Source organism: Clostridium neonatale (assembly GCF_900465025.1).
In the GTDB taxonomy this organism is placed as follows: Bacteria; Bacillota; Clostridia; order Clostridiales; family Clostridiaceae; genus Clostridium; species Clostridium neonatale.
Map to the genome: position 1 here is coordinate 25949 of NZ_UICR01000003.1, position 20979 is coordinate 46927.

General features: G+C 28.1%; 15 protein-coding genes. 4 read left to right on the forward strand and 11 right to left on the reverse strand.

What is annotated here, in order from left to right:
* Nucleotides 1–1627: 1627 nt before the first annotated feature.
* From CNEONATNEC86_RS18580 to CNEONATNEC86_RS18615, 8 genes are all read right to left on the reverse strand, one after another.
* Complete coding sequence (locus CNEONATNEC86_RS18580; RefSeq protein WP_159136604.1) at nucleotides 1628–3043, reverse strand: O-antigen ligase family protein; 1416 nt, start codon at nucleotides 3041–3043, stop codon at nucleotides 1628–1630.
* A 2-nt stretch (nucleotides 3044–3045) separates the two neighbouring features.
* On the reverse strand, nucleotides 3046–4908 hold the full coding sequence (locus CNEONATNEC86_RS18585) for a polysaccharide biosynthesis protein (RefSeq protein ID WP_159136605.1): 1863 nt from the start codon (nucleotides 4906–4908) through the stop codon (nucleotides 3046–3048).
* Between the two features lie 75 nt (nucleotides 4909–4983).
* A complete protein-coding gene (locus tag CNEONATNEC86_RS18590) occupies nucleotides 4984–5967 on the reverse strand; it encodes a glycosyltransferase family 2 protein (protein ID WP_159136606.1) in 984 nt (327 codons plus the stop codon).
* Between the two features lie 267 nt (nucleotides 5968–6234).
* The gene (locus CNEONATNEC86_RS18595; RefSeq protein WP_159136607.1) at nucleotides 6235–7089 is read right to left on the reverse strand and encodes a LicD family protein; all 855 of its coding nucleotides are present in this window, start codon (nucleotides 7087–7089) and stop codon (nucleotides 6235–6237) included.
* 225 nt (nucleotides 7090–7314) lie between these two features.
* The gene (locus CNEONATNEC86_RS18600) at nucleotides 7315–8298 is read right to left on the reverse strand and encodes a glycosyltransferase family 2 protein (protein ID WP_159136608.1); all 984 of its coding nucleotides are present in this window, start codon (nucleotides 8296–8298) and stop codon (nucleotides 7315–7317) included.
* 370 nt (nucleotides 8299–8668) lie between these two features.
* Nucleotides 8669–9580, reverse strand: a complete 912-nt coding sequence (locus CNEONATNEC86_RS18605) for a carbohydrate ABC transporter permease (RefSeq protein WP_159116957.1) — start codon at nucleotides 9578–9580, stop codon at nucleotides 8669–8671.
* Nucleotides 9581–9599: 19 nt separating this feature from the next.
* Entirely contained in the window at nucleotides 9600–10493 is an 894-nt protein-coding gene (locus CNEONATNEC86_RS18610; protein WP_058296638.1) for a carbohydrate ABC transporter permease, read from the reverse strand.
* Between the two features lie 694 nt (nucleotides 10494–11187).
* The gene (locus CNEONATNEC86_RS18615; protein ID WP_159136609.1) at nucleotides 11188–12519 is read right to left on the reverse strand and encodes an ABC transporter substrate-binding protein; all 1332 of its coding nucleotides are present in this window, start codon (nucleotides 12517–12519) and stop codon (nucleotides 11188–11190) included.
* Between the two features lie 169 nt (nucleotides 12520–12688).
* Between CNEONATNEC86_RS18615 and CNEONATNEC86_RS18620 the strand changes: the two genes are divergently transcribed.
* Complete coding sequence (locus CNEONATNEC86_RS18620; RefSeq protein ID WP_159136610.1) at nucleotides 12689–13549, forward strand: glycoside hydrolase family 16 protein; 861 nt, start codon at nucleotides 12689–12691, stop codon at nucleotides 13547–13549.
* A gap of 125 nt (nucleotides 13550–13674) precedes the next feature.
* Entirely contained in the window at nucleotides 13675–14574 is a 900-nt protein-coding gene (locus CNEONATNEC86_RS18625) for an SDR family oxidoreductase (RefSeq protein ID WP_159136611.1), read from the forward strand.
* Nucleotides 14575–14676: 102 nt separating this feature from the next.
* On the opposite strand, the gene CNEONATNEC86_RS18630 is transcribed toward CNEONATNEC86_RS18625, so the two are convergent.
* From CNEONATNEC86_RS18630 to CNEONATNEC86_RS18640, 3 genes are all read right to left on the reverse strand, one after another.
* Nucleotides 14677–16008: a PTS sugar transporter subunit IIC gene (locus tag CNEONATNEC86_RS18630; RefSeq protein ID WP_125147612.1), complete on the reverse strand. Its 1332-nt coding sequence runs from the start codon at nucleotides 16006–16008 to the stop codon at nucleotides 14677–14679.
* Between the two features lie 184 nt (nucleotides 16009–16192).
* Nucleotides 16193–16498 carry a PTS sugar transporter subunit IIB gene (locus CNEONATNEC86_RS18635; RefSeq protein WP_058296643.1) on the reverse strand — a complete coding sequence of 102 codons (306 nt, stop codon included), beginning with the start codon at nucleotides 16496–16498 and terminating at the stop codon, nucleotides 16193–16195.
* Nucleotides 16499–16576: 78 nt separating this feature from the next.
* Nucleotides 16577–16897 (reverse strand): PTS lactose/cellobiose transporter subunit IIA, encoded by a 321-nt coding sequence (locus CNEONATNEC86_RS18640; RefSeq protein WP_058296644.1) that lies wholly within the window; start codon nucleotides 16895–16897, stop codon nucleotides 16577–16579.
* Between the two features lie 349 nt (nucleotides 16898–17246).
* Here CNEONATNEC86_RS18640 and CNEONATNEC86_RS18645 point away from each other — a divergent pair, with 349 nt between their 5' ends.
* Together CNEONATNEC86_RS18645 and CNEONATNEC86_RS18650 are read left to right on the forward strand one after the other, a co-directional pair.
* A complete protein-coding gene (locus CNEONATNEC86_RS18645; RefSeq protein ID WP_159136612.1) occupies nucleotides 17247–19913 on the forward strand; it encodes a sigma-54-dependent transcriptional regulator in 2667 nt (888 codons plus the stop codon).
* A 67-nt stretch (nucleotides 19914–19980) separates the two neighbouring features.
* Nucleotides 19981–20703, forward strand: coding sequence for a MurR/RpiR family transcriptional regulator (locus CNEONATNEC86_RS18650; RefSeq protein ID WP_125147614.1), 723 nt, complete (start codon nucleotides 19981–19983; stop codon nucleotides 20701–20703).
* Nucleotides 20704–20979 lie beyond the last annotated feature (276 nt).

Sequence of the window (20979 nt, forward strand, 5' to 3'; positions counted from 1 at the left end):
CACTATTGGATTAAATAGTTTTAATTTGAAATTATATTTCTTTATTTTTTTATGTGGTTTCGTTTTAAAATCTAAGATTCATTTATTTATTTATTCTCTTTCTCAGGAACAAGCCCTGAACAGTCTCCATTTCCTTTTTACGCATTCATTTTTAAATAAATTAATACATCTTGAAAATCTGTGTCATAGCTACATCTGCGCCTGCATTGACTTTCGCTATTATTGCATCTTTTGGTAATAATAGCGATATGGCTTCTCTTGGTTATTAATTAAGCGCACCAGTAGTAACAATATTTCTCTCATATCATAAGTTCTTTCTTAAAAAATCAGTTATTATTGTTTTAGATAATGAAGAAGGAGTATTATCCTGTCACATTAGGTGCAGAAATATGAGATATCATTATAAAATCCACTAATTCCTCTTCATTCCTGATATAAAAGGCAAAAAATTCTCAACTTTTTTTCTATACCTTCTGTAAAGTTTGTGTAAGAAAATCTATTATTAATTTGCCTCTGATCTAAAGAAAATATAACAAAAGTGTCCTGGAAATGTTTTAATCTATTTGAAACATTTATTTTCTTGTAGTCCTTTATAACCAGCTTTTACCATATTTAGGCACCCCAGGAATATAATTTTCAGACCAAATGCCTCTCTTCCTATCTCTACTATCTGGATTTGTAATAACATCAGCTATTGGAAAAATCTAACTTAAAACCAAGTCTTATGTATCTCTTTCCTAATATAATTGTACTCCTTTATACATTTCATAATTTATTCCATTCCCTAGTCTCTTTTCTTTCTCCTATATCAGCTATATTTCTCAAATTTATAAATTCATTGATGTGGTATATCAGATAATCTTAATAATCAAATGACCACCTTTCTTCATCTACTGAAATAAATTAGAAGGTATATTACTTCATTATCTTTAATATTGTTTATCAATAATTTTATTTTGTTCTTCTTTCTTTACATTATTTTGAAATAATATTATTCCTCCAACATTATATTTATTAATATTTTCTTTATAGATTCTGTAAAGACCATAGTTTTCCAATCCATTATTTACATCTTCTAAATTCTATAACAAATAATTGACTCTATTTTCTGTTCCAATGTCATATCAGCCACATTCCTTTTGCTTTTGATTTAAAATTTCTTCTTCTTGAAAGTTCTTTCTATTCTTATTAATAATAATATCATTTTTATTTGAACTAGATGGCTCCTTTATAATTTTCTGCTTTTATAATCAGATCTTATTAAATCCACTTGTAGTCACAAAAAATATAGAAATAACTAAAAATAAACTGCTATCTCCCTTTTCCTATAACCATATCTATCAATCTCCTATAATTCCTTTCACCCAGATCTTTTTTTAATGACATTTCTAAATCACTTTTACTTCAATCATATCCTATTCCCCATTATTCTATCAATATTCCATGAATATCTTTTAAGATAACCATATTAATTCAAAATTCATTTATTTTATTATAATCTATTGTGAAAATGTTCCAAAGAATATAAATTTTCTTTGAAACATTACTTAATTTTAATAAAATTTAAATTTTGCAAGTTGTTCCATTAAAAGAACCTGTATCTTCTTTTCTATAAACTTGATACACGCTATAGAAATGCAATTAAAAGCCAATAAGAAAATACGTATGTTATTGAACTTGGTCCAAAACTTGCTGGTGCAAATGCTATAAGACCAGAAACTGCTGCAAAGCACATTACACTTTTTTTCTGTATTCCAATAACTATATTAGATATTAATAAGTATAAATAATAAACTCCATATAATATTACACCTGGAACACCAAAGTCAGCTAATATTTCAATTGGATAACAATGAGGACTGAATACAGTCCCTGTATTTCCTTGATTTCTTACATATTGTTCAACATTTCCTACACCATATCCTAAATAATTCTTATTATGTATTAATCCTTCAACTAGTACATCTTTTATTATTGTTCCTCTTACATTTACAGATCCTTCTCCACCTTCTTCAAATTGCATCTCTTCTAATGCATGAATTTTATCTGAAAGTGTAATATTTTCCACTTTTTCTCCATCTACTGGAGCAACCTTTACTAAGTATCCACTATAATTATAAGCTATATAAAATCCTCCTATTAATATAAGTGGAAATATTATCTGTTTTACGCCTAATCGTCTTATACTGCATATTGAATATATTATATAAACTATAAATCCAAATATAAAGGCAAAAGACCCAGTTCTTGAAGTAGTTACAACTATTAAGCCAAAAGCTGCAATAGACACTATTATGAACCATACTTTTAATATTATATTTTCGAATTTATAAATTGCATAAAAACATAATGGAGAAAGAATAGCTAATGTTGCTGCTAAGTTATTTGTATTAAACGAAAAGGCTATTGGTCTTGCATTAATCATATTTCTATGTAATTGTGATAAATTTTCAAATGAATCTGCATAATGCTTAACTGGAAGCTGATGTCCAAGTAATACTTCAACAAATCCAACTAATACAGTTAATGATATTATCCCCAAAACAACTTTAATTGTAGTTTCTAATCTTTTTCGATTTATGTTATAGATCATTAAATCTACTATAAACGCAAACATCATAATATATATTGCTATATATTTTACTGCTAAACTTTTATTTAAAGCCCATGTTACACTTATACACATATAAATAAACCATATTACAAAAATACATAATATAACTTTATTAATATTTTCCCATACTTCATGCTCTCTAAAAAATTTATAAAGTGACATTAATGTAAATATAGCTAAAACTATATGAAACATATATACACTTTCTATTCCTGGCACATGTAACACATAATCATAACACAATGAAATTAAAAGTATTGCATATAATTGATCATATATTTCTTTTTCTCTCATTATTATGCTTGCCAAAATAACTGTTCCTATATACATTCCTGAAACTAGATAACTCTTATTCAAAACTCCTAATATTGCAGCTATTCCACAAACAATTAATGATAATATTATTGTAGATTTATTTTCTCTCGTCATATTTACTCCTTATCTGCATTTTCAGCAGCTACCTCATCTTCGTTTTTATAGTGATATGTTGGCACTATTAACTGCATCTGTCGTTTAAGTTCTTTTATATCATCAACTTCTAATAATTTACGTAATTGTTCAAGCTTTATTGTCAAACTATTCATATCTTCAAATGTTGGTTTACCTACATGGATTTTTTTATGAACTGTGTCTTCTAAGCCTTCTTCACTCATTAAAAGTTCTTCATATAATTTTTCTCCTGGTCTTAATCCTGTAAATACTATTTTAATATCTCTGTTAGGTTCAAGACCTGAAAGACGTATTAAATCACACGCTAAATCATATATTTTAACAGGCTTACCCATATCTAATACAAATATTTCTCCACCTTTAGCAAATGCTCCTGCTTGAAGCACTAGTTGAGCTGCCTCTGGAATAAGCATAAAATATCTTATTATTTTCTTATGAGTAACTGTTACAGGGCCTCCATTAGCAATCTGCCTTTTAAATAATGGAATTACAGAACCATTACTTCCAAGAACATTACCAAATCTTACTGCTACAAATTCTGTTTCTGATTCTTTATTTACCGCTTGAATAATCATCTCACATAATCGCTTAGTTGCACCCATTATATTAGTTGGATTAACTGCCTTATCTGTAGATATCATTACAAACCTATCTATTTGGGCTTCACTTGCTTCAAGTGCTAAATTTAATGTTCCAAAAACATTATTTTTAATAGCTTCCTTTGGACTATCTTCCATTAAAGGAACATGCTTATGTGCTGCTGCGTGGAATACAACATCAATATTATTTTTCGTAAATATTTCATGAAGTCTATCTCTATCTCTAATAGACCCAATAAGTACCTTAAGCTCTAGATCAGGGAAGCTATCTTTAAGTTCATTTTGTATATCATATGCATTATTTTCATAAATATCGAATATAATAAGTTTTTTAGGATTAAATACAGCGATTTGTCTGCACAGCTCTGAGCCTATAGATCCACCGCCTCCAGTAACTAAAATAGTCTTTCCTTCTATGTACTCTGCTATTCCTCTATTATCAAGCTGAATAGGATCTCTTCCAAGTAAATCTTCTAAGTCTACATCTTTAATTCTACTAACCGTAGCATCACCATTAATTATTTCATACATTCCTGGTATAATTTTAAGCTTACAGTTTGTTTCTTTACATATATCTATTATTTCTGCTTTATTTTTATTATCAAGAGAAGGAATAGCAATTAATATCAAATCAATTTCCTGTTCTTTTGCAATATAAGGAATATCATGTCTATTACCTTCTATTTTTATTCCAGAAATTCTTCTTCCAAGCTTATCTCTATCGTCATCTATAAGAACAATAGGATTATACTTAAGCTCTCTTCTTGAAAGTATTTCATTTATAATCATTGTTCCTGCTGAACCTGCCCCAACAACCATAACTCTTTGCTGATCTGCTGAATATTTGTATGGTACATATAAAAGGATTCTTCTATAGACTCTATAAAGAATTCTGTATCCTAAAACAAAGAAAATTGCCAGCAATGTACCTACTACACATACATTTAATGGTATTGTTGCTCCAAACAGTCTAGTATATGCTATAGTTAATATACTAGCTAGAATATTACCTCCGACTCCAAGCAAAAATTCATCAGTACCTGTTAAGTGCCATAAACTATCATACATTTTAAATAAATAGAAACATACTAAGTATATTAAGCTTAACACTACTACATCTTTTGAGTAAATTCCTGCAATTTCAGTAAATGAACCTAACTGAGTTATATTTATGGCAAAAAGGTATGCCATATTAACCATAAATAAATCAATTATCATAATAGTTAGTGTTTTCCAAATCCTCATAACGAACTCCTTACTCACTCTACAATGAATAAATTAAATCATCGATCATTGTTCAATTAAATAATAATTATTTTTCTATCTTAAAACATTAAATATCTTTAACATTAGTTTTGGACAATATCTTATACTTTTACACTGAATAAAGTATCTTATATTATTTTTATCAAATCTTTGAATTTTATAATTCTCAAGATACTTTTTAACATCTGTCTTATTTAAAAATTCAAATAAAGCTTCATAAAAATCTTTATTTCTTGAAAATACAGAGAATATATGTGAAATGGAGTATGGAATTTTAAATTCAACTAAGAATTTTTGAATTTCTTTATATTCTCCACTTTTTCTTACGTATTCAAGTAAATCAACATATGAATTATAGCAGTCTAAATGCTTTAAAGATACATTTTGTGTTATTGAATTTTCCCAAATAACATAATATGCCAATACTTCATTTACTGATATAACTTTTTTTGAATGCATTAAAGCCTTTACTATAAAGATCATATCTTCTCCATATTTTCTATTACTATCAAAAAACAAATTATTCTCTTTAATTATTGAAGCTTTATATATTGCACTTCTCATCCCTATTGTAATATCATCGCTTAACTGCTTAAATGCAGCACTCTTACCATCTATGTAATTTTCTAAATAGTTTGTTCTATTCTTAACTAAAGTATCACCTTCAGAATTTACTTCACTATAATCACAAAAAACCATATCGCATTCTGTTTCTCTAGCCTTATTATACATATGCTCAATAAAGTTTTCATGGAAATAGTCATCCGAATCTAAAAATGTTATGTATTCACCGTTAGCTTCCTCTATCCCCTTATTTCTTGCAACACTTACTCCAGAATTTTTTTGTGTTATTATTCTATAATTAATATCACTATTTTTAAGTAATCCTTCTGCAATTTCAATACTTTTATCTGGAGAACCATCATCTATAAGAAGTAATTCAAAATTTTTATCTGTTTGATTTATTATTGATTTTATATTTCTTTCAATGCATTTCTCTACATTATATACGGGAGTAATTATAGATACATTTATCAATGCCATACGCTCCTTATTCATCAGCTGGTAGTTAATCATTGACAGTTTATAGTTAAAATTTATACTTATTATCTAAAATTTTTAACGCTTAATAAAAATTACACTAATCCCAAATAAACAAGATACATATATATAACTTCAAATGTCAATTGTAAACTATATAACTACTTTGAATTATACTCACATTGCATTTTATATGCAATATATAGTCATATTTATTAAGTAAATTTTCATATTCATTTTTAATTATCCTTAATTAATATTCTCTTAATTAATTAAAGATTTATGAGCTTTAATTATTTTAGCATGCCATTGTCTTTCTTCTTCCTTTGGTAAGGTCATATAATCTCCGTATAACTGTGTTAATATTGCATCTGGATTTTTAGGCGCATAAAAATATTCACCTTCAAACTCTAATTTACTAACCTCAAAAAAATCTTCCTTCTTATATATATATTCATCCCAAGGTGTATCAACGCCATATGCCATGTAAGGAGAATTTACATCGTTCCATTTGATTAACTTATAAAATAATCTTTGTCTGCCTTTATCTTTTAATACATTCACAACTATTTTATAAATAGAATGAGTTATTTTATTTTTTAAAGTTAATTTTTCTGGCATTTCACGCATTCTTACAAAACTTTTTATTATATTATTACTGATTTTTCTTTGAATCTTATAAATAAGCTTACTTTTGGGAAGACTGTCATAAGGTAAAACATCAATATATATTCCATTATGCATATCAGGATTTTCTGCAATTACTTTTTGTATAAATAATGTATTATTATATCTTATCTTGCACGGAACTTGATATATATCATAATTTTCATCACTATCAAATGTTTGCAAAAATAAATTATCTGGTAATTCTTTTTTTGCAATTTCTAAAAATTTTCTATAATCTTCCCTAAGCATTCCTATATCTAAATCATCATCCCAAGGAATAAACCCCTTGTGTCTTACTGCACCAATTAAAGTTCCGGCATCTAGAAAATATTTTATATTATGTTTTTCACAAATTTTATGTACTTCTTTTAAAATTTCTGTCATTAACTTTTGCGCATCTCTAAGCCCTAAATCAACATATTCATCATCATTATATAAATTTTTATTCATAAATTAACCTCACTTTTTAATTATCAATTATCAATGCTCAATGATCAATTAATGTTGAAATTCCATGGGGAATTTCTAAAATTTTAATTCTTTACGCATACTAAACACTTTTTGCTCATGGAATTTCTAAAATTTGTTTTTAAATTTTGCTTTGCAAAATTGTCATTAATTGAACTCTGTATACCATATTAGCAATAATTAAGAATTGCTCATTTAGCATTGAATTTATTTTTTCAAATAATATTTTTCTACAACGTTAGGACTTATAAGTATCATTTTACTTAATACTAAATATTTTAATCTATCTTTTTCAAATCTAACCATTTTATATTTTCCTAAAGCATTTCGTACTTCTTTTTTATTTATAAATTCATAAAGTTTTTCACGCAATTCATCCTTAACACAAAAGGCTGCAAAAATATTTACTATTCCGGCTGGAATTCTATTTTGAATTATAGCCTTTTCTAATTCTAAATTTTTTATTTTATCTCTTATGTATTGTAACGTTTCAATATTTGAATAGTAAACATCTAAATAATTTATAGAAACAGTATTCATGGCTGATTGCTCCCACTTCACATAATGAGCATAAATATTATTTAAGCAATATATCTTCTTAGAATGCGCATATGTTTTTATCATAAATGAAATATCTTCTGCAAATTTTCTATTTTCATCAAATTCAATATTATTTTCTATAAGTAAAGATCTTTTAAACATATTTGCCATAATATGAGTGTAGGAGATTCCATAAGCTAATCCAATTGAACTTTCTATACCAGAATATATTCCTTCTTTTAAATCATTCTTATTATCAGTTATTGGAGTACCATCATTATTTTCAAAAACATATGAAGAATATATTACATCAAGATCTTTCTCTTTAAGTTTAGTATAAAAATCTAATAACATATTTTTATCTATGTAATCATCTGAATCCAAAAATTGAACATATTCACCTTTAGCTTCTTTTATTCCAAGATTTCTTGCTGAACTTACTCCGCCATTTTTCTTTTTTATTATTCTATAATTAACGTCACTATCTTTTAAATATGCATCTGCAAATTCACTACTGTCATCTGGTGAACCATCATCAATAAATAGAACTTCAAATTCCTTAAAAGTTTGTTCTTTTAAAGATTCCAAAGTTCTGATAATTCTATCTCTTACTTTATATACAGGCACTATTACGCTTATTTTATAATCCATAAAAAATCCTGCCTTTCATATTTTCATAAATATCCGTTTATATTATATCATAATAATTATTTAAATAGAAAAATACAATAGAATTTCACCTAAAATAAATAAGGGACGTAGTAACTTATAATGATCAATTGTCAATTATCATTTATCAATGGAGGTAGAAAAACTTTCAGTTTTTCTTGAAATTTATTATTTCATTGATTTTGCTTTTGCAAAATCAACCGTTTTTAAACGTCTAAAATAGGAGCTTTAGACAAAATCCCTAAAGCTCCTATTTTTATATATTATAGATTTTTCTTCAAAAAAATCATCCATAATTAAGCATTGATCATTGAAAATTGATCATTATAAAATGCTTCGCATTTTATTTATATTATTCTTTAACTCCAGTATCACCAACACCTTTCATAAACCACTTTTGAGCCACTAAAAATAGTATTAATAATGGTAAAACTGTTATGGTACTTGCAGCCATTATTTCTGGCCACTTGATTCCGTACGCTCCCCCTTGAATAAAGAATTGTCTAAGTCCAGCTGAAATCAAAAACTTTTCTGGGCTCTTTGTTATTAATGAAGGATACATATAATCATTATAGTAAGTCACAAAACTTATTAGTCCAAAAGTAATAAATGTAGGCTTAGTTAATGGAAATACTATCTTCCATAATATTTTCCAATGACTAGCGCCATCTATTCTGGCAGCTTCAATTAGACTTTTATTAATTTGCAAAAAAGCCTGTCTCATTAGAAATATTCCAAATACATTTCCAAGATTACTAATTATAATTCCTGTCAGTGTATCTATTAAATTAATTTTAGACAAAATCATATAACACGGTACATAAGTAGCTGCTGATGGCAGCATATATGTCCCCATTATAATTGCAAATAATATTTTTCTCCCCTTAAAATTAAATTGAGTAAGTGCATATGCAATCATTGCACTTCCTATTATTTGAAAAGCAACAATTATTGTTGCCACAAAAAAACTATTTCCAATATATACTTCAAAAGGCGCTTCTTTGAAAACTTCTAGAAAATTGCTCCAGTTAAATACCTGTGGTAATAATTTAGGTGGAAATTGAAATATTTCATCTTTAGTTTTTAATGAACTAGTCATCATCCATATGAAAGGAAAAAAAGTAACTATACTTATACAAATAAGCATAATATGCCTAAGACTTTCACATATTATTTCTTTGTTAGTTTTCTTTCTTGGTATATATAATTCTTCGATTTCTTCATTTTCTTTAATATTCCTAAATGGACTTGTTGTTATATCCATTTTAATCCCACCTTATTATTTAATAATGTACCCATTTCTTTGATGCTCCAAATTGCAATATTGCTAGTATTGCAACAATAATTAACAATACAGTTGCTATTGCTGTAGCTTGTCCTGTATTAAAATTTTCAAATGCTGTTTGATAATACATATATAAAATTGTTCTTGTACTTCCTGATGGTCCTCCTTGAGTCAAAACTCTAATCTGATCATAAGCTTTAAGAGAATCTATCATTAAAATTATGCTTAAAAAGAAAGTAGTAGGTGATATAAGTGGTAATGTAATACTTTTAAATTTTCTCCATTTACTTGCTCCATCAACATCACATGCTTCATATAAACTCTTCGGAACCTTTTCTAAAGCTGTTAAGTAAAAAACCATAGCCCATCCTACTTGCTTCCATACTGTTACTATAATTACTCCAACCATTGCTGTACTTGAACTTTGTAGCCATTGTGACTTAGGTAGACTTAATAGTTGAAGTATATAATTAGCAAGTCCTGTTTCTGGCTCAAAAATCCAACACCATACTATTGAAATTGCAACTGTTGGCGTAATCCATGGAGAAAAGATTATAGCTTTATAAAAAGCGCCACCTTTTATTGATTTCTTTAATAGAACAGCTAAAGCAAGTCCTATGATTATTGTTGGTATTACAGTCCCTATCATAAATGCTAATGTATTTTTTAATGCCTGATAAAACATCTCATCTGACGCTAATGCCTTATAATTATCTAACCCAACTATATTATAAATTGAGCTCATATAATCCCAATCAGTAAAACTTATAAATATGGATTTAACCATAGGATAAATCCAAAATATACTCAAAGGAACTGCTGCTGGCAAAACAAATAATAAAATAGTTAGTATTTTTTTTATCTTTCCATTAACTCTGCTTTGATTAATCATAAAATTCACCCGCTCTTCTTATAGTTCATTTTTTGAACATCTTAATACTATCATCGTTCATTGTTCAATACAATATGTTCATGCTTTTTCTTTATCAAAGTATAATTTAAACAATGTACGTACTAAGTTTAGAGTAAAGCAACAGAAATATTATTTTTGTAAATAAATGAATTTTTTAATTACAGAATAGTTATTTATGCATGTTAAAAATTAAAAAAGTTAATATTTTATCATTTTTTAAAAGGTATAAATATAAGAATATAACTTCTTAAGAATGTGCACTTATAAGAAGAGCAGCTATGCTGCAATTCGGATCTTTTCTTATTTGTTGGGCATTACAGAGATTTTCTAAGTAGTTTCATAAATTACTACAATTGATTGAAAATTATATTTTTACTCATTGAATATTCCTAAAAACATAAATTATAACTAGCAGGCGTTGGATTTCTATGATTATAGAGAAAACAAAGAAATTCAATATATGAATAGGCGTAGTATTGTATTGGAAATTTCAGCTTTTAAATTCTTTGGCAGAGGCTGTTCCAAAATTGTTTGTCCAAACACTTGCTTTTTGGAGCAAACATTTTTGGACGCAGCCTCTGCCATTAGAATTTTTATCTGAAATTTCCCTACAATCGAGCATATCATATATTGAATTTCGGTTATTTCCCACTAAACTCTGATTCTTCGTCCCTTATTTATTGGTACTATAAAGAGCCTTTTGTGCTATTTTTTGCGCTTCATCTAATGCTTCTTTAGCTGACACATTTTCTATTTCAACTTTATCAGCTGCTACTTTTAGAGCATCATAAATCTTACCATCTGTCGGGTCACTGAATACAGAACTAGCATGTGATGCTTGTGATGTTGGGAATGCTGCTTGCGGATTTTTTGAAATATAATCCTTAAAAGCATCTGTATCTGCACTCAATTTATTAACTGATATATATCCTGATGCTATTGACCATTTAGCACTTACTTCAGGATTTGTGAAATATTTTATAAATTCATATGCACCTTGAACCTGTTCTTCATTAACACCTGCTGGAACTGAAAAATATCTTCCTTCTGCTACTGGTTTAGCTTCCTTACCTTCTTTAAATGCAGGTTGTTCCATTGCTCCAAGTTTTGTGAAATCTAAATCTCCTTGATCCCCTGATGATCCAGTATATCCAGCTGCTTTACCTTTAACTACATCATCTATTGTTGCATACCAATACTCCCAACCTTGTCCAGATGAATGAATTTTCATAGTTTTATCATCATGAATCCATTTTCTAAAGCTTTCCCAAACTTCAACCCATTCATCTGAATTAATAGTTACTGTTTTTCCATCTTCACTTAATAAGCTTCCACCATTGCTTAATGATGCATCAACTAAATTATCTGGTCCCCACATTGGTTCCCATCCATAAAATTTTACTTCATCACCATCTTTTTTAGTTAATTTTGTTGCTGCTTTTGCAAGATCCATCCATGTCTTAATTTCTTCTGGATTTACTCCAGCATCTTCAAAACTCTTCTTGTCATAATATAAAAGTTGTGTAGTTCCATACGCAGGAAATCCAATCAATTTGTCTTCCTTTTTTACTATATCCATAAATGACTCTAAATAATTTTCATCATTATAATCTGAGTCGTTTGTTGTGCATTTGCTTAAATCTGAAAGCAAATCTTTATCTGAAAGAATTTTAACTTTATCGCTTTCTAATAATACTAATGCTGGAGTTTTATTTCCTGCAATAGCAGCTTGTAGATTTTTAAATGTAGTATCATAATCTTCTTGAGCTACACCTTTTACTATGTATTTATCTTGTGATTTATTAAAATCACTAATTATGCTTTCCATATTTTCACCTAGTTTTCCACCAAGGCCATACCAGTATTCTACAACTATTTTTCCATCTTGCTTTGCATTGTTTTCATTCGATGCATTAATACTAGTGTTTCTTCCACATCCTATAAAACTACTACCAATAATTGTTATCATTCCTAGTGTAATTAATCTTTTTAATATTTTATTCATACCATATCCCCCTAATTTGTTCTTGAGTTCATTTTTTGAACATCTTAATATTATCAACGTTCACTGTTCAACACAATAAGTTCATAGAAAAATCTTCTTTAATATGTATTTTATATGAGATTAATAATGTATAATTAACATATACTAAAAGTGCTTTGGAGGGTATTACATGAAGAAATTTAACATTAAATCTATTCTAATCTCAGTTCTAATTATTTCATCACAAATTATTTTTACAAACTGTACATATGCTGATGACATAGCCGATTCTAATAAAAATAATAGCTTGAAGCTTATCTGGAGTGATGAATTTGATGGAGACACTATAAATACTAATAATTGGACCTATGATATTGGGAAAGGTAATAGCGGATGGGGAAATAATGAATTGCAATATTATACAAACAGAAATGATAATTCAAGAATTGAAAATGGTAACTTAATAATAGAAGCAAAGAAAGAAAATTTTGGTGATAGCCAATATACTTCTGCTAGATTAAAATCTAAAGGACTTCAAGAATTTACTTATGGAAGAATTGAAGCTAGAATGAAACTTCCATCCGACCAAGGAATATGGCCAGCTTTTTGGATGCTTGGAAGTAGCTTTAATGGCGATGAAGACTGGCCATATTGTGGCGAAATAGATATTATGGAGAATGTTAGTAAGCAAAAAGATATATATGGATCTATCCATTGGAATAATAATGGACCAAATACTTTTGGTTCAAAATTATCTATAGAAAATGTTGAAGATTACCATGTCTATGCAATAGAATGGACTCCTTCTTATATTAAATGGTATGTAGATGATGTTTTATACAACACAGCTATAATAGGCCCTGTGTCCTTAAATAATAGTAGCTACTATATCCCAAATGATACTATTAAAAATAATGAAGCTTTTCACAAACCATTTTTCTTATTACTAAATGTTGCTGTAGGCGGAAACTGGCCAAAATCACCTGATAACACAACAAAATTTCCTGCAAAGATGTACGTAGATTATGTACGTGTATATGAATCTAATTAATATACAAACTAAATTTATAGCTTAATAATAATAATAATAATAATAATAATAATGTTGTTGTTAAGTATTTAGAGTTTAATCCTCTGCATATATTTTATTAGATTAATATATATGGAGGATTAAATTTGTCTTTTAAATATAAATATTTAGGATACAAAGAGGAATGTAAAAAAAAGCCAATTTCTTTTTTACCACAACACCAAAATAAGCAACCTGGACTTGAGTACTTAATGAACCCACCTCCTATTTTCGATGATCCCAACTATAAAGGAAGTAACAAATTAACTAATAAAGTTTCTGTAATCACTGGAGGAGACAGTGGTATTGGAAGAGCTGTATCTGTAGCATTTGCAAAAGAAGGTTCACACATAGTTATTGTATATCTCGATGAGCATAAAGATGCAATTGATACCAAAAATTATGTTGAGTCTTTAGGTAAAAAATGTATTCTGTTTTCAGGAGATATAAAAGATGAAAAGTTTTGCAGCCAAGTAATAGAAAATACAATTTCTAAATTTGGACATTTAGATATATTAGTTAATAATGCAGGCGTTCAATATCCTCAAAACAAATTAGAAGACATCTCATCAAAACAGCTTGAAGATACCTTCCGCACAAATATATTTTCAATGTTTTATCTTACTAAAGCTGCATTAAAATATCTTAAAAGAGGTTCCAAAATAATTAATACAGCATCTGTTACTGCTTATAAAGGGCATAAGCTTCTTATTGATTATTCAGCAACTAAAGGTGCTATAGTCACATTCACCAGATCACTGGCTCTTTCACTTATTTCCCAAGGAATAAATGTTAATGCTGTTGCTCCAGGTCCTATATGGACCCCTCTGCAGCCTTCAAGTTTCTCTGCTGAGTATATAACAACATTTGGTACTGATACCCCTATTGGAAGAGCTGGTCAACCTGTTGAACTTGCTCCTGCATATGTATATTTAGCTTCTGACGATTCAACTTATGTTACTGGCGAAGTTCTTCATATAAACGGTGGCTCATTTATCACTTCATAATTTTAAATTTAAAAATAAAGCCCTGTGTTTTTTCAAACATAGGACTTTACTTTTAGAAATTTAATCTTAATATATTTTAAATTGTTAATAAAAGGGCTTTAATTAAGCTTGAACTCCATTTACTGCATCAAGTTCTTGTTGATAGTTCATTGTATCTATCTTCTTAATGAATGGGAAGTAGATAACAAATCCAACTGCCAATAATACTGCTTGTGCTAAAGCATATTTAAATCCACCTAAAATGAAACCTGAAAGTATTGGTGGAGTTGTCCATGGTGGTAATTGTCCACCCATTGGAGGAAGTATTCCAGTACTAATTGCTAAGTATAATAATATTGCATTTACAACTGGTACTGCTATAAATGGAACACCTATTATTGGGTTCATTACTATTGGAGTACCAAATAATATTGGTTCATTAATGTTAAATAAAGCTGATGGTGCTGATAATTTACCTAGTTGCTTAAATTGAGCTGATTTTGCTAGGAAACACATAAATATAACTATACCTATTGTTTGACCAGAACCTGATAAGTTGATAAAGTTGTCAAGGAATTGCTGTGTAACTATGTGAGCACCGTGAGCTAAATCTAATGTACCTGCTGCTTGTAAAGCTGCATTGTCCATAGTGTTAGCTGTCAATAAAGTACCAACCATTCCACCAACAGTAACTCCCCCATGAATTCCAAAGAACCATAAAAATGGAACGAAGAATGCGATTAACATTGCTCCACCTAACGAATCTGAAGCTCCTTGTAATGGTGTTTGTACAAACTTATAAATCATTTCTGGTAATGAAGTATTAAATCCAAATTTGAATATTCCATAAATCAAAGTTGCACCTATAAGGATTGCAGCTGCTGGAATTAATGCTGAGAAAGAGTTAACAACACCTTCTGGCACACCTTCTGGCATTTTAATTCTTATATCCTTGTGGATAAACCAAGCATATATTGCTGCAACAGATAAAGAAACTAATATAGCTGTAAACATACCTTGTCCACCAGTCCATGTCATTGGAATTACGCTTCCAACTTGTACAGATTCTGTAGCGCCTTCTGGAGTGAACATAACAAAATTATTATTAAGAATTAAATAAGTACTTAATGCAATTGTTGAAGCTGACATTGGCTCAACGCCTTCATTTCTTGCATAAACATAAGCCATACCTATAAGACCTACAAGTGCCATTATATTCATTGTAGCACCTTGACATTTGTATAATGGATCATTCCAGTTTGGACCAAATGTATTTGCCATAAAGTTAGTGAATGATTCCAATGGAAAAGCAGCTATTAATAAAAATAACGATCCAACAATGTTTAATGGTAATGTGTAAAGCATACCATCTTTTAAAGCTATAATACCTTTCATGTTAACGAATTTCATTATAACTGGAACTACTTTTTCGTTTAATGTTTGATTAAAAGACATGATAAATTCCTCCTTTAAAATATAATTTAAATTTTTTATAAATAATTACAAATAAATAATTTGTTATTATTATCCCTTATATGATATCTACCCCTTAACCCCTTTACTTCCAAGAATACATTCGCCTACCTCAATTTTTTATGATTCTTAGAAATATTTTTTCATTGGTATAGTTGATTAATAATTATTTAACTAGCTTTAGAGCTAATTCTAATACTTTTGCCCCATTCATCATTCCATAATCAATCATAGGAATAACTTCAACTGGTACACCAGCTGGGTCACATTTTTCCTTTACTTTTGATAGTGTGTAAGCTACTTGTGGTCCAAGTAATGCTACATCCATACTATCTAAATGTTGATCAATTTGAGATTCTGGATATGCATTTATCTCACATTCTACTCCCTTTGCTTTAGCTGCTTCCCTCATTTTGCTTACTAATACACTTGTTGACATTCCTGATGCGCAAAATAATTTAATCTTTGTCATATTTAATTCCTCCCTTTTATTTTTATATATAATATATTTAATAGACTATCATTTTATTGTTATTATTGATTTAATTAATTATTTAGCTAATGTGTTTATTATTTTTCTTAACTCCATAATTTGCTCTATTAAATTTTTTTCAGTAATTGCTGTCATTAAATGATCTTGAGCATGTACAAACAATATAGAAAAATCAACCTTTTCTCCTGCTGCTTCTTTTTGAAGCATTTCTGTCTGAGAATCATGAGCTTTTGATAATGCTTCATTAGCTAATTTTATTTCTTCATCTGCTTCATCATACTTACCTTCATTTACTTTACCTAATGCCATATATGCATGATTCTTACAATCTCCTGCATTTATTATTATGTTCATTATTGCTAATTCTAATGGTTCCATTACTATACCTCCTAGTTTCTTCTATCGCTTCTTACACTCATATATAGAGCAATTCATGTGCCAAACACTATCCACTGTGTTTATTTTTTAATAGCAATTTATTTAAAAGTCTCGGTATTTCTATACTTGTCCAATATTATTATTTTGTTATAAATTTTATAATTTATAACGTATTTTTTAGTGTTTCTAGTTTCTTTTTAGTGTGTGTGAGAATATTTTAGTGTTTTAAATTTTAGTCATATATTTAAACACTAAAATATTTATAATTGACCTTTTAATTTAAATTATGTTATTATTTTCATGTAATGTAATAGTTATCAATGAATTTAATATTTCATGGAGGTTCCAAATGACAAAGAAAGAGTTAATATATCAAAAATTTCTCCAATTGCAATTTTCAGAAGGAATAGATACGAAAAGTTTATCCGAAATAGCGAACATGTCTAGAGCAAATCTTAGTCATGAACTAAATGAATTGTGTAAAGAGGGTAAACTAATAAAATCTACTGGGAGGCCTGTATTATACTTCTTAGCTTCCCAAAAAAAATCAAATAATGATTCACAATTAGATTTATTATCTAAAAATAATATCTCATTAAAACCTGCAATTGAACAAGCTAAAGCATCTATTCTTTACCCTCCAAAAGGAATGAATTGTTTGATTTTGGGTGAAACTGGTGTTGGTAAATCAATGTTTGCTTCACTTATGCATAATTACGCCATAGAAATGAATGTAAAATCTGAAGATTCTCCTTTTATTACATTTAACTGTGCTGATTACTCTAATAATCCTCAACTATTAACCTCACAGCTTTTTGGGGTAAAAAAGGGGGCCTATACTGGTGCTGAAAGTGATAAAGAAGGTCTTATAGAACAAGCTAATGGTGGAATACTTTTTTTAGATGAAGTCCATAGATTACCACCTGAGGGCCAAGAAGCATTATTTATATTTTTAGATACCGGAAACTTTAGACGTATTGGCGATTCTCAAACTAGATCTTCTGATGTTTTAATAATTTCCGCAACAACCGAAGATCCTAGCTCTGCACTTTTAAATACATTTAGAAGAAGAATTCCTATTATAATAAATATTCCTTCTCTTAAAGATAGAACCCTAGAAGAGCGTTTATTTCTGATAAAAAGCTTTTTTAAGCATGAAAGTATTCGTTTAAATAAAGAATTATATGTATCATTAAATACTCTTAGGGCATTGCTTTCCTATGAATGTACAAATAATATAGGACAATTGAAAAGTGATGTTCAAATGCTTTGTGCAAAAGCATACTCTGAATTTTTAACTAATGTAAGAATTGATGTTAGAATCAATAGCAGCACCCTTCCATCTTATATAAAGGAAGGTCTTTATAAGGAAAAGGAGCATAGAGTATTATGGAATAATTTAATGAGTGAAGAAATCGAATTTTTCAGATTTAATGGAAATAATACAGATAATGATGAATTATTTAGTAGCAATGAAAATACCATATATGATTTTATTGAAAATAAGCTAGAAAAATTAAAATCTCTTGATATTTCTGATATAGATATTGAAAATATACTAGAAAAAGATATTGCAAAACACTTTCAAAACAATTTTTCTATGATATCAAAAGATTTTAATAAAAAAAATCTTTTGACAATAATTTCTCCAGATGTACTAGAATGCTATGATGATATTGTATCTTATATTTCTGAGAATCTGAGTTTAACATTTGATAACAATCTTTATACAGCATTTGCTCTTCATGTTAATACCTTAATTGAAAGAGTTCATAGCAGAAAAATGATAAATAACCCTAATCTAGATAAAATACGAAATTTGTATCCAGTGGAATTTTCTATTGCATTAGAAGTAAAAAAAATGTTAGAAGACTTTTTGCATCGACCAATTCCAATTGATGAAGCTGGATATATTACATTATTTTTAATACCTGATGTTACTATAAAAAATAATATTCCTGATAAGGTTAAAATAATTTTAATTGCTCACGGTGAATCAACAGCTACTTCTATGTGTAATGTAGTTAATACTTTACTTGGTGAGAACTATGCTATTCCAATTAATGCACCAATAGATATCCCCCCATCAAAGGTCCTTGATCATTTAAAACTTATTATAAATGAAAATCCATCTGATTCAGGATACTTATTACTAGTTGACATGGGCTCTTTATTAACCTTTGCAGATACAATTCGTGATGAGTTAGGTGTCAAATTAAAAATTATATCACTAGCTTCAACTCTACATGTTTTAGAAGCCACACGTAAAGCATTACTTGGATTATCCTTAAATGAAATTTATAATGATGTAATTATGATTAATTCTTACTTACAATTACATAAGAATTTAAATAATCATTCTGTTCCAAGTAACAAACGCTTAATTATCACAGCCTGTTTAACTGGTGAAGGTGGCTCTGCTGCTATAAAAGATTTCTTAACTGTAAATTTACAATATCCTAAAGATTTAATTGATATAATATGTTTAAACTGCCTTGATAAAAATGATTTTATAGAGATGGTTCATAATTACGAATATTACAATGAGGTCCTATTTTTAGTATCCTCTTTTCCTGTGGATTCTTTAGGAGTTAAACAATTTTCTATGTCTGACACCATTAGTGGTAAATCATTAAATGAAATGCAGAATTTAATTAATACTAAAATAGCACTATCAAATATTCCTATGATACTGAATGAAAATATTCCAAACATTTCAGGAACGGAGTTAACCGATGATATTAATTTATTTTTATCTGAACTACAAACTAAGCTTTCCATTCATTTAACTTCTGAAAAGCTTGTTGGTATAACACTTCATCTATCATTCCTTATTGGAAGGCTTAGAAATAATGAGAAAACTGTGGTATATCCTAATAAGGAAAATTATATAAAAGAAAACTTTTCTCTTTATAATATAATAAAAGAAAGTATCATATTCATAAGAAATAAGTATAACATTGAATTCACTGACAATGATATATGTTATTTAATACAACATTTCTCTTCTAAATAAAGACATCAACTTATGTTAATGATATAATTAACGTAATTGATCATTATAATGAGAAAGGTTGATTATTATGTTTAGTAATGAAATAATAAAAAACTTGAATGACCTAGAGCTAATGCTATACAGATATATAATGAAAAACATAGAAAAAGTAGTCTATATGAGAATTAGAGAATTGGCTGATGAAGCTCATGTTTCAACAACAACTATATTAAGATTTTGTAAAAAGCTTAATTGTAACGGTTACTCTGAATTTAAAGTAAAATTAAAACTATACATTGAAAATAATGATAATAAGAAAGTTAATGGCGATAAATCAATAATTATTGATTACTTCAAAAAACTAAATACTGAAGAGCTTGATGAAAAAATTGAAACTATATGTGAATTAATAAATTCATCAAGCAATCTTGTATTTTTAGGTTCTGGAACATCAGGTATAATTTGCAAATATGCTGCTAGATATTTTTCAGCTATTGGTAAATTTGCCACTTATATTGATGATCCATATTTTCCAACAAATTATAAGACATATGAAAATTGTGTCATTATAGTTTTATCAGTATCAGGAGAAACTCAATCTGTTATAAATTTAATTAATAATTTTAAAAGAGAAAATTGTTCAATTGTCAGCATAACTAACAGCGAAAATTGTACAATTTCCAAAATATCTGATTTAAATATTTCATATTACATACATCAAGAAAAAGTCGGAATAGCAGATATAACTACACAAGTTCCTGTAATGTATATAATTGAAAATATTGCTAAAGTACTTCATAACCGATACTAAAGCAATGTTAACTTATCGATAGAATTCAGATGGATTCGTTTACGTAAATCTATCTACATTGCCGATAAACTCAATTATCATATAAAAAATATATAAGAAAATACAATCTGTTACTTTTACAAATTTTGGTTTCATTATTATAATTTTTCTGATGTATCTAGCATTTTATTTTTAATAAAATAAACATATTGCTTACCAGTACATAGAAACACTCCAAAGTAAAAAAGTCTATAGACTAGATAATTAAAATCTAATCTATAGGCTAATTTTTTATAA

Coding starts and splice junctions, on each gene's coding strand:
- CNEONATNEC86_RS18580 (WP_159136604.1), bottom strand. CDS start 3,043: ATGACGAGAGAAAATAAATCTACAATAATATTATCATTAATTGTTTGT.
- CNEONATNEC86_RS18585 (WP_159136605.1), bottom strand. CDS start 4,908: ATGAGGATTTGGAAAACACTAACTATTATGATAATTGATTTATTTATG.
- CNEONATNEC86_RS18595 (WP_159136607.1), bottom strand. CDS start 7,089: ATGAATAAAAATTTATATAATGATGATGAATATGTTGATTTAGGGCTT.
- CNEONATNEC86_RS18600 (WP_159136608.1), bottom strand. CDS start 8,298: ATGGATTATAAAATAAGCGTAATAGTGCCTGTATATAAAGTAAGAGAT.
- CNEONATNEC86_RS18605 (WP_159116957.1), bottom strand. CDS start 9,580: ATGGATATAACAACAAGTCCATTTAGGAATATTAAAGAAAATGAAGAA.
- CNEONATNEC86_RS18610 (WP_058296638.1), bottom strand. CDS start 10,493: ATGATTAATCAAAGCAGAGTTAATGGAAAGATAAAAAAAATACTAACT.
- CNEONATNEC86_RS18615 (WP_159136609.1), bottom strand. CDS start 12,519: ATGAATAAAATATTAAAAAGATTAATTACACTAGGAATGATAACAATT.
- CNEONATNEC86_RS18620 (WP_159136610.1), top strand. CDS start 12,689: ATGAAGAAATTTAACATTAAATCTATTCTAATCTCAGTTCTAATTATT.
- CNEONATNEC86_RS18630 (WP_125147612.1), bottom strand. CDS start 16,008: ATGTCTTTTAATCAAACATTAAACGAAAAAGTAGTTCCAGTTATAATG.
- CNEONATNEC86_RS18635 (WP_058296643.1), bottom strand. CDS start 16,498: ATGACAAAGATTAAATTATTTTGCGCATCAGGAATGTCAACAAGTGTA.
- CNEONATNEC86_RS18640 (WP_058296644.1), bottom strand. CDS start 16,897: ATGGAACCATTAGAATTAGCAATAATGAACATAATAATAAATGCAGGA.
- CNEONATNEC86_RS18645 (WP_159136612.1), top strand. CDS start 17,247: ATGACAAAGAAAGAGTTAATATATCAAAAATTTCTCCAATTGCAATTT.
- CNEONATNEC86_RS18650 (WP_125147614.1), top strand. CDS start 19,981: ATGTTTAGTAATGAAATAATAAAAAACTTGAATGACCTAGAGCTAATG.